General features: G+C 56.4%; 8 protein-coding genes and 2 tRNA genes. All 10 read right to left on the bottom strand.

Translation table 11 applies throughout. The annotated features are described in order from the left end of the window. Window positions 1-1,141 (bottom strand): glutamate--tRNA ligase (locus MVB78_RS00315; RefSeq protein ID WP_297486596.1); only part of this gene is annotated, 1,141 nt, incomplete at its 3' end. 69 nt (window positions 1,142-1,210) lie between these two features. Further along, window positions 1,211-2,593: a DNA primase DnaG gene (dnaG, locus tag MVB78_RS00310; protein ID WP_297486593.1), complete on the bottom strand. Its 1,383-nt coding sequence runs from the start codon at window positions 2,591-2,593 to the stop codon at window positions 1,211-1,213. Further along, window positions 2,590-2,982, bottom strand: a complete 393-nt coding sequence (locus tag MVB78_RS00305; RefSeq protein ID WP_297486592.1) for a toprim domain-containing protein — start codon at window positions 2,980-2,982, stop codon at window positions 2,590-2,592. Before MVB78_RS00305 ends, dnaG begins: the two co-directional genes overlap by 4 nt. Before the next feature lie 42 nt (window positions 2,983-3,024). Beyond that, window positions 3,025-3,354, bottom strand: a complete 330-nt coding sequence (locus tag MVB78_RS00300; RefSeq protein WP_297486591.1) for a hypothetical protein — start codon at window positions 3,352-3,354, stop codon at window positions 3,025-3,027. A gap of 44 nt (window positions 3,355-3,398) precedes the next feature. Continuing rightward, the gene (locus MVB78_RS00295) at window positions 3,399-4,670 is read right to left on the bottom strand and encodes a TIGR04013 family B12-binding domain/radical SAM domain-containing protein (RefSeq protein ID WP_297486590.1); all 1,272 of its coding nucleotides are present in this window, start codon (window positions 4,668-4,670) and stop codon (window positions 3,399-3,401) included. Window positions 4,671-4,736: 66 nt separating this feature from the next. Next, window positions 4,737-4,940, bottom strand: coding sequence for an archaeal histone HpkA (hpkA, locus tag MVB78_RS00290; RefSeq protein ID WP_297486589.1), 204 nt, complete (start codon window positions 4,938-4,940; stop codon window positions 4,737-4,739). Between the two features lie 370 nt (window positions 4,941-5,310). Further along, window positions 5,311-5,388: transfer RNA gene (locus tag MVB78_RS00285), tRNA-Ile, on the bottom strand. A gap of 6 nt (window positions 5,389-5,394) precedes the next feature. Further along, window positions 5,395-5,472 (bottom strand) — tRNA-Glu (locus tag MVB78_RS00280). Window positions 5,473-5,500: 28 nt separating this feature from the next. Further along, window positions 5,501-6,649: a hypothetical protein gene (locus MVB78_RS00275; protein WP_297486588.1), complete on the bottom strand. Its 1,149-nt coding sequence runs from the start codon at window positions 6,647-6,649 to the stop codon at window positions 5,501-5,503. Then, window positions 6,640-8,928 carry a glycosyltransferase family 39 protein gene (locus tag MVB78_RS00270; protein ID WP_297486587.1) on the bottom strand — a complete coding sequence of 763 codons (2,289 nt, stop codon included), beginning with the start codon at window positions 8,926-8,928 and terminating at the stop codon, window positions 6,640-6,642. The genes MVB78_RS00275 and MVB78_RS00270 overlap by 10 nt, the downstream gene beginning before the upstream one ends. Window positions 8,929-8,972 lie beyond the last annotated feature (44 nt).

The raw sequence follows: 8,972 nt of genomic DNA, 5'->3' as shown, positions 1-8,972 counted from the left end.
CTATGATCAGCTCCCTTATAGCTTCCGGCCTTATACCACGTCTCCTTAACGCACGGATGGTTCCGAGGCGCGGATCGTCCCAGCCGAGGTATTTGCCCTCCTTAATGCCTTTCCTCGTCTTTGACTTGCTGAGGATAACCCCTTCAATGCTGAGCCTGCCGTGGTGCACAGTTACGGGGTACTCCCAGCCGAAGTAGTCGTAGATGTAGCGCTGCTTCGTCTCGTTCTCGGCGTGCTCCTGCCCGCGGAAGATGTGGGTGACGCCGAGCTCGTGGTCGTCTATCGCTGATGCGAAGTTGTAAAGGGGCCAGACGCGGTACTTGTTGCCCGTCCTCGGGTGGTTGGGGTTGTCTATGATCCTCAACGCCGGCCAGTCCCTGACCGCTGGGTTCGGATGCTTGAGGTCGGTCTTTATTCTGACTACAGCTTCACCCTCCCTGTACCCTCCATTTAGCATCTTCCTCCATCTCTCAAGCTGAACTTCCACGGGCTCTTCCCTGTGTGGGCAGGCTAGTCCCCTGTCCCTCAGCTCGCGAAACCTCTCCGGCGGGCAGGTGCAGACGTATGCCTTGCCCATACTTATCAGCTTCTCTGCGTAGCTGTAGTAGAGTTCAAGCCTGTCGCTTGCGGCGTGGATTTCGTCTATTCTGAAATTCAGCCAGTCGAGATCCTCTTTAATCCACTCGTAAAAGATGGGCTCTGGTCTCTTCACCTTAGGGTCAGTGTCGTCGAAGCGGAGTATGAACTTGCCGTCATACATGCGCGCGTACTCGTGGCTTAGAACAGCGGCCCTTGCGTTCCCGAGGTGGAAGGCGCCGTCCGGGTTTGGGGCGAAGCGGGTGACAACCTTTCCCCTCTGGGCCCTGGGGAGCGGTGGGAGTCCTCTCCTTTCCTCCTTCCCCTTTTTTTCCTCGAAGAACTCAGGGTAAACCTCGCGGAGCTTTGCCCCCTGCTCTTCGGGGGTTAGAGAGTTAACCCTCTCCACTATCTCGTTTACGAGAGGTATTATCTCCCTGGCCTTCGGCCTGAGCACGGGGTTCTCGCCGAGGACCTTCCCTATAACGGCTTTTGGGTTGGCCTTCCCCTTGTGGGCGTAAGCGTTAGCCAGGGCGTACTTCCAGATGAGCTCCTCAACCTCCATTCCAACCACCGGGGAAAGAAGAGACGGGGGAGTTATAAAGGTTAGTCCCGGGGAAAAGAAGGGAAAGGCTCATTCGGAGAAGGTTATTATCTTCAGGTCTATGGGCCTCCTAACGACGTTGGCCTTCCTTGCGCCAACGAGGTACCTGATGCCCCTGTCGCTGACGATGTCGATGAGACGCTGCGTTATGATGCCGTTGAAAACAACGGCGTAGACACCGTCGCTCCCGTTGATCTTTGAGAGCAGGTCCCTGACCGGTATCTCCGAGATGACGTTCATGTTCTCATCGAGGAGTATCGCCGTCTGCTCCCTCTTCACCCTGTCAATGAACCTCTTGAACTTCTCGATCTCGCCTCCCCTGACCTGCTGGATGGGTCGTATTATTCTCTCCTGGGGCTTCTGGGCGGGGGCCTCCTCCACCTTCTCAACCTTCTCCGACTTGGCCTCGATTTTCTTGGGCTCCTCGCTTACCGCCTGAGTTTTCTGAGCGGCGGCCTCGGCCTTCTTCTCCTTCACTATGTCGTAGAAGTTCCTTCCCTTGTAGAACATCTCGGTGATGACCTGCTCCGCTGGGATCTTGCTCCTCAGGGACTTGACGATCTCCTTCTTTGTCAGCTCCTCGACTTCCTTACCCTCAGGTGCCCTCGCAACGTAGTCCACATCCGCAACCTGCAGGAGCTCCTTTAGGATCAGCTCTCCGCCGCGGTCGCCGTCGGTGAAGGCCGTGACGATCCTCTCCTTGCTGAGCTTGATTATCGTCTCTGGTATGGAGGTTCCCTCGACGGCTATCGCGTTCTTTATGCCGTGCTTGAGCAGGTTGAGAACGTCGGCCCTTCCCTCGACGACTATGATGGAGTCTGAAAAGGGCACGTGCGGCCCAGCCGGGAGCTTCTCGGGCCCGTACTCTATGAGCTCTTTAGCCCTAACTGCCTTCTTGACCTCCTCGGTGAGCTCCTGGGTCTCGGGTATCTCCTGCTCCATGAGGCTCTTTAGTATCTCCTTTGCCCTCTCGATTATGTACTTCCTCTTGGTGGCCCTGACGTCCTCTATGCGCAGAACCTTTATCTTGGCCTCCGCCGGGCCGACCCTGTCGATCGTTTCGAGTGCAGCGGCTAAGATCGCGGTCTCAACGCGGTCAAGGCTCGATGGAACGGTTATCGTCCCGTATGTTTTCCCGGCCTTGGTGTGAACCTCAACCCTTATCCTTCCTATCCTCCCGGTCTTCTGGAGCTCCCTAAGGTCAAGGTCATCCCCTAAAAGCCCCTCGGTCTGTCCAAAAATAGCGCCCACAACGTCAGGTCTTTCAACAACGCCGTTCGCCTCAAACTCGGCGTAGACTATGTACTTCGTGGTCCCGAATTCGTCTTTTGCTGACATACCATCACCCCTCATCCTTTCCGCCTTTCTCTTTTCCGCAAGTATCTGGTGAAGTACGTTCTTCTTCCTCTTCATTGAAACCCCTCCGGGAGGGGGCCAGAAACGGAGAGATAAAGGCTGTAAAGGTCTTCGATGCCCTTTACGTCCTTTTTGAGGATTTTCCTGAGCTCCTTTCTTGTCTTTGAGTCCACCCTGCAGGGATAGCCGCTCAGGTACCGAAGCAGCTTCCCCGCGAGTTCTTCACCCTTCCTGTCGAAGTCCGTCAGTATCATAACATCCCCATGCTTTGACGCGATGAGAGCTATCTCAGCGAGCGGTGAGCGCGACAGTCTTATTATCTCCGCCCTGACCCCCAGATTCCTCAGAGCCACCTCGTCTCGCGGGCCCTCAACTATGATGGCCCCTTCAAACTCTCGCAGTTCCTCTATAAGCCTGAGGAACCTTTTATAGTTTTCGGGGTACATTCCTTCCCGCCGTTGTACCGGTTCCGTTATAAACCTTTTGGACTATGGCCTTAACCCCCACCAGAGCCTGTAGTTATCCCTCTTTCCTTCGTATACCGCTATGAGAGTTCCTGAGAGAGGCAGTGCCCAGAGTGCCGCTGCCTTCCATCCGGTCGCGTTCGTTTCAACCCCTATGATTATCGCCACAACAAAGCCAGCGAAGAAACCTATGAAAGCGTAGAGCAGGGGCGCTCCAACCCGCGGTTTCAGGCTCAGGGCATATGCTCCGAGGAAGACTACCGCCAGAGAAACGGCGCCTGCGGAGTCTCCCTTCAGGAGATAGTAGAGGCCGGTCGTGAGCAGGACGAGTGCGATAACTGCGGCGTCCCTCATACGATCACCTGGTTTAGTAATGTGAGGGTGCTAAAAACCTTTGCTCAGCAGGCTTCATTTATTCCCCCGTGGTAGCTCATCGGCTCCTCGTAGAACTCCTCGATGAGTCCCTGGAGTTTTCTTGAGAGCTCTATCTGGACCCCCCAGGAACCCTCGATCTTGCCCCTCGCCGCCATCCTGCCCAAAAAGCGCTTCATCTCCTCGCTCAGGGGGGAGGGCTTACAGCGAGCCCAGGGCGTTCCAGGGAGGGGCATGAAGTAGTGGGCGCGAACTTTCCCGCCCTTTCCCATGATCCACTTCATGAGCTCGATGCTCTTCCTCTGGCTTTCCAAGCTTTCGTTGGGCAGGCCGACTATAAAATCAACAACGGGCTCGAAGCCGTATTCGACCATGTATTCGACGGCCCTCTCGACGTGCTCCACCTTATGGAGGCGGTGCATGGCTTTGAGCATCGCATCGTCCCCGCTCTGGGCACCTATGGCCAAGCGCCTGTTGTCGGCGTAGTCTATGAGCAACTCCAGTGTCTCAGGTAAAACGAACTCCGGTCTTACCTCGCTCGGGAAGGTGCCGTAGAAGAGTCTCCTCCCCTCCTTCCTCAGCGGCTGGAGTGCTTTGAGAAGGGCCTCAAGCTTGTCGAGCTTCAGTATAGCACCGGGGCTTCCATAGGCGAAGGCGTTTGGGGTTATGTAGCGCATGTCCCTCATCCTGCGCGAATACTTCACTATCTGGTCTATCGGCCTGTGCCTCATGCGGAAGCCCTTGATATAGGGCGTTTGACAGTAGTAACAGCGGAAGGGACAGCCCCTGCTTATCTCTATCGGGGAGATCAGGCGGACGCTTTCTGGGTAGGGCGGAAAGCGCCAGAAGTCCTCGACCTTGGCAAAGCCGGTAAAGGTGAACTCACCGTTGAGGTAGAATGCAAGGCCTCTTATGCTCGTCAGCTCCCTTGTTATCCTGTGGTTCCCTTTCTTGAGCGCGGTCAGGAGCTGGTAGAGAACCTCCTCGCCCTCGCCGATGACGGCTATATCGAAGCCGAGTTTTAGGGTGTGCTTTGGCATGGCTATCGCGTGGTAGCCGCCCGCTATTAAGAGCGCTCCCATGTCCTTGAGCAACCTAACCTCCTTGGGCAGGTCTCCCCATATCTCCTCGGTGAAGAAGGAGTAGAGAACCACCTTTGGCCTCGCCTTCACTATCTCCTCAAAGTTTTTCGTTATTAGGAGCTCTCCAAGGTCAAAGCCCTGACTCTCCAGCGCACCGAGGAGGTGGACGAAGGCGTTGTGGTTGCGCTTTGTCATTCTGACGGCTATCTCGGGCATGGTCGGCACTTGAGAAGAGGCCTTAAAACCGTAACGGGCAAAAACTGGGAGAAAAACTAAAGGCCATCAGGCCTTGATGGCGAGCTTTATGTCCTCGGCCTTGACGGTCTTCCTGCCGGCGTGCCTGGCGTACATGGTGGCCTTCTTGCCGATCTCGATGGCGTACTCCTCGAGGTGCTCGGCAAGAATCTTAGCGGCCTCCTCACTGACCCTCTCTGCGCCGGCCTTCCTTATCAACCTGTCTATTGGGGCAATTGGCAACTCAGCCATTCACAACACCTCCCTAAAGGGATTCTCAGTATCCTTTCTGATGCAGGGAGTATATAAAGCTTTCGGTAAATTGGCCGGTTTACGGTGGTGCTATCAATTATTGGCCGGACTGAAGGGGGGAGAATCATGAAATGGGGGAGAGGTGGGACTGTGCCCTCCATTAATCTTGGAAGAGGGGAGTATGAAAGCCAATCATAAAAGTCTGGTTGGGCTATCGGAGGCAGCAGTTAGCTCGTTTTTATTCCATTCTCCCATTCTCCAAATTTAACTGGATTTCTTGCAGAATCTCCCGATGGGGTTAAGCCGGCCCATCCATTCTAAAAACTCCGACTTGTGGGTGTGATAGGGACGCAGAAGTTGGGATCCCTTGTGGTGGGCCCGCGGGGCTTCGAACCCCGGACCTCCCGCTTATCAGGCGGGCGCTCTGACCAGGCTGAGCCACGGGCCCATAGAATGGTGCCCGGGCCGGGATTTGAACCCGGGTCGCGGGATCGAGAGTCCCGCATGATTGACCGGGCTACACCACCCGGGCGCTTCCGGGATTAGGAGTGATGGAGGGTTTAAAAAGTTTTCGGGTGTCTCATGGCCATTAGCGTGAAAACCACCCCGGAGGAGAGTATCCAGGCACTCACAGTTCCCCTAAGCCCCTCGCTCTCAATCAGGGGGTATAATGAGAGCAGGAGAGTGAGGGCTCCTGCCATGCTGAACACCGCTATCTCCCTCCCCCTCTTCATGATCGTCATGGAAGCCGTGAGGAGCTGGTTCACCGTGCCGAAGAGCAGACCGGGGGTGCTGATCAGGAGGAGATCAGCGCTCTCAACGTAGTCCTTCCCGAAGAGCAGGGGAACCCAAAGCTTGGAGGAAAGCACCAAGGGCAGGATCAGAAGCCAGTAGGCGAACCCAAGGAGGAGCAGCTTTCCCATGGCGGCCTCTTCGTGCTCCCTCACGAGTAGAACGCCGAGGGCCCCTGGAGGCACGAGGAGGAGGTTTATGAGGATGAAGGCGAGGTAGTAGTACGCCCCGGCCTCGCTTCCGAGGAGTGAGACTACCAGAGTGGGGACGAGGTAGACTGGAAACAGCGAGGTGAGCCCGACCAGGTAGTTGCCCATTGAGACCCCGAGTGCCGTTTCTAAGAACTCCCTATCCACCCGCGGGCGGGCCAGCCGGCCAACCCTGAGAACTCCGTAGGCACTTCCTGTAATGAAACCCGTTAGGTACGCCGTTGCGAGTCCTAAACTCCCCATCCCTGAGAGAACCGGTGGGAGGACAACCCTGATCCCAGAGGCGAGGCTCTGAAGCAGATACGCCCTCGTTGAGACCACGATCTCTATGTAGGCGAAGATGTTGTAGATCGTCCCGAAGATGGCTATCAAGGTTAGCGCCCACATCTCCTTTGTGTTCAGGCCGAGGGGATTTATCAGGGAGTAGATCAGGGTGAGAAAGCCCGCCGTCAGGCTCATGACGGTTGAGAGAGTCCCCGTTGCTCGCTCCCCAAAGGAATCGTGGAACCTCAGCAAGCCAACGTTGAGACCGAGGGTGGATGCAAAGAATATCAGGTTCAGTGCCGCTACCATTGAGGATACCTTACCCACCTCCGCCGGTCCGTACCACCTCGTCGAGATGCTCCAGAAGAAGAAGCCGAAGAGGGCTGAGAGCATTGTTGCGGACGAGAGGTGAAGGGCCTGGGTCAGGAGCTCCCTCAGTTCCAACCCCCGTACCTCCTAAAGATACCCCTGTCGAGTACCTCGCTCCCCCTGAGGTAGGTGTACCTTATAACCGCCCCCTTCACGTCCGTCGGGATCTCGAATTCCCCGAGGTTGGAGACGTTGTATTCCCTGAAGAAGACCCTCCTTCCAGAGTCTGTGTAGCCGTAAATCCTCAGCCTGTTACCGGTTGCATTCTCAAAGACCAAAACGTCTCCTCCTTTCCTCTTCAGCGCCACGTTGGGATGAACCAGCCTGAAGATCTTCACCATGCCGCCGTCTGAATAGACCAGCCTGTAGTCCTCGGGATAATCGGAGGTGAACATGAGCCTTGCAAAGGGCGTTGAATAGGTCTTTCCGTCCATGAGGACGGCGTAGCCGAAGTTAAGGTTAACGTAGAGGTAGGAGTTGCCCGCCCTCCTCCCAGGTGGCACGACTTTCACAACCTCCTTCCCCCTCTCAACCCACAGTAGCTCCGGGATGAAGGCCTGGCTTCCAGCGTAAACAACAGCCGCCCAGCTGCCGTTGACCCTTCCGAAGAGCACCCTGTAGGGGCCGGAGGAGAACACAACTGCCGCACCAGATGTCCCAGCAGGGAAGAGCGGGATGAGGACGTACTTGCCCTTCAAGCCCGAGGTCTCAACCACTGAACCCCACTTCATCATGGTGTCGTAGGAAACCGTTACGTAGTCAACCCCGAGTTCGAGGAGTTCCTTCATTGAAACGTTGCCGAGGTAGTACCTCGCCACCAACTGGCTCGGTGTTCCCTGCGCAACGGCCGCCCTGTGCGAGAAGTAGGTCACCCAGTGGCCATGATCCCACCAGGTGAGGACGATATCGTTCTCGTTAGAAATCCCTCTGAGGTATGTGAGGGCCTTCGCCCAGTGATCGTTTACTATCGGCCGGATCTTTAGCGTCTCCTCCACGCACTGGTAGCCTGAGAACAAGAAGAGACCTGCCAGCGTAAGGGCCGCGAGCTTTTTCCAATCTCCCTTCTTCAGTCTTCTGAGGAGCTCTGATGCACCCACGGAACCAGCCACAGCGACTCCAAAGGAGCCAATAAAGAGGAAGCGGGTCCAGTACAGGGGCATGAAGAGCAATGGGGCGACGACCCAGAGGGTAAGGATGTCCCTCGCCCTCGGCCGTAGAAGGCGGAGGAGGAAGAGGGGCGGGAGAATCAGGAAGGCGGAGTAAGCCATGCGTAAATCCCAGAAGCTCGGCCTTGACATCTCCGCCACGGTAGGCCCTCCAAAGGAGCCCAATCCAGCCGCGGCCACTTTAATGAAGCCCCCGTACTTAAGGGGGACGAGCAGGATTGTAAAGACAGCGAACGCTGTTGCAAGGACGACGGCTTTTTCCCTGTTTCTCTCCGGGATTCTCTCCCCAAGCCACGTCCATATTAAGATCGCGGCCACCAGCAGGGAAACGAGGATTAGGTGGAGCGAGAGGTACGCATCTTTAAGGGGCCCCGCCGGGATCCCGGTTAGGGCCATCAGCTTCTTCCCCTGCCAGTTGTAAACCCAGAACATTCCGAACCCGAAAACGCGTCCGAGGACAGACGCTATAACGGCTCCAAAGCCGGAAGCGAGAGCGATCCCGAGTGCGTCTATCTTCCTGTCTTCGAGGGGGCTGTAGAGGGCAATACCGAGTGAGACCAGCAGGGGGAGCGCTAAAACGATGTAGTATGCGCTCCAGAAAGCGGAAGAAACCCCCATCGAGATGGATGCACCCGCGTAGTAGAGGCCCTTCCTCCGAAGGCTCCTTGACCTGAAGGCCTCCACGATGAGGAGGAGGGTGAGGGTGTAGAACAGGAGGGCGTAGTTGTCACCGCGGTAGTAATCGGCCATCGATCTGAAGACGTTTCCGAAGGAGAGGGTTAATATCAGAGATCCCATAAGGGCTTCGTTGCCGCCGTAAAGCCGCCTGAGGAGGACGTAGGTCAGGAAGATCGTTGTCGAGCCAACTATCGCTGGCGTCAGCTTGAACGCCCCCCCAACGGAGAGGCCGGCCGGATGGCCGACGAGGTAGACTAGGTAGGGGAAGCCCCAGAGCCCCCGGGGGTGGAAGTGATTTATGAGGATCCCCCATGGGCCGAGGGCGTAGGGAAAGTAGTTGACCCAGCCGTTCTTCACAACGTACTGGAGGTAGGCGAGGTGAAAGTAGGGGTCGTAGCCGATGAGGTACTTAAGCCTGTATGGAATGAGCCTTATGATGAAAGCTAACGCCGTGATCAGTACTGCCTCATAGCGCCGTATCCTTATAAGCTCCGGGATTCGCATCTCCATCCCCACCCCATTGGATCCCGGGGAATTTAACGTTTTGGGAAGGG

The sequence above is a fragment of the Thermococcus sp. genome (assembly GCF_026991495.1).
Taxonomy (GTDB): Archaea; Methanobacteriota_B; Thermococci; order Thermococcales; family Thermococcaceae; genus Thermococcus.
Note: the sequence above shows the minus strand (reverse complement) of the source record. Positions and strands in the feature narration are given on the sequence as shown.

Excerpts from the sequence above, each read along its gene's own strand:
- hpkA (WP_297486589.1), bottom strand. The coding sequence starts at position 4,940 with ATGGCTGAGTTGCCAATTGCCCCAATAGACAGGTTGATAAGGAAGGCC.
- MVB78_RS00270 (WP_297486587.1), bottom strand. The coding sequence starts at position 8,928 with ATGGAGATGCGAATCCCGGAGCTTATAAGGATACGGCGCTATGAGGCA.
- MVB78_RS00295 (WP_297486590.1), bottom strand. The coding sequence starts at position 4,670 with ATGCCCGAGATAGCCGTCAGAATGACAAAGCGCAACCACAACGCCTTC.
- MVB78_RS00305 (WP_297486592.1), bottom strand. The coding sequence starts at position 2,982 with ATGTACCCCGAAAACTATAAAAGGTTCCTCAGGCTTATAGAGGAACTG.
- MVB78_RS00300 (WP_297486591.1), bottom strand. The coding sequence starts at position 3,354 with ATGAGGGACGCCGCAGTTATCGCACTCGTCCTGCTCACGACCGGCCTC.
- dnaG (WP_297486593.1), bottom strand. The coding sequence starts at position 2,593 with ATGAAGAGGAAGAAGAACGTACTTCACCAGATACTTGCGGAAAAGAGA.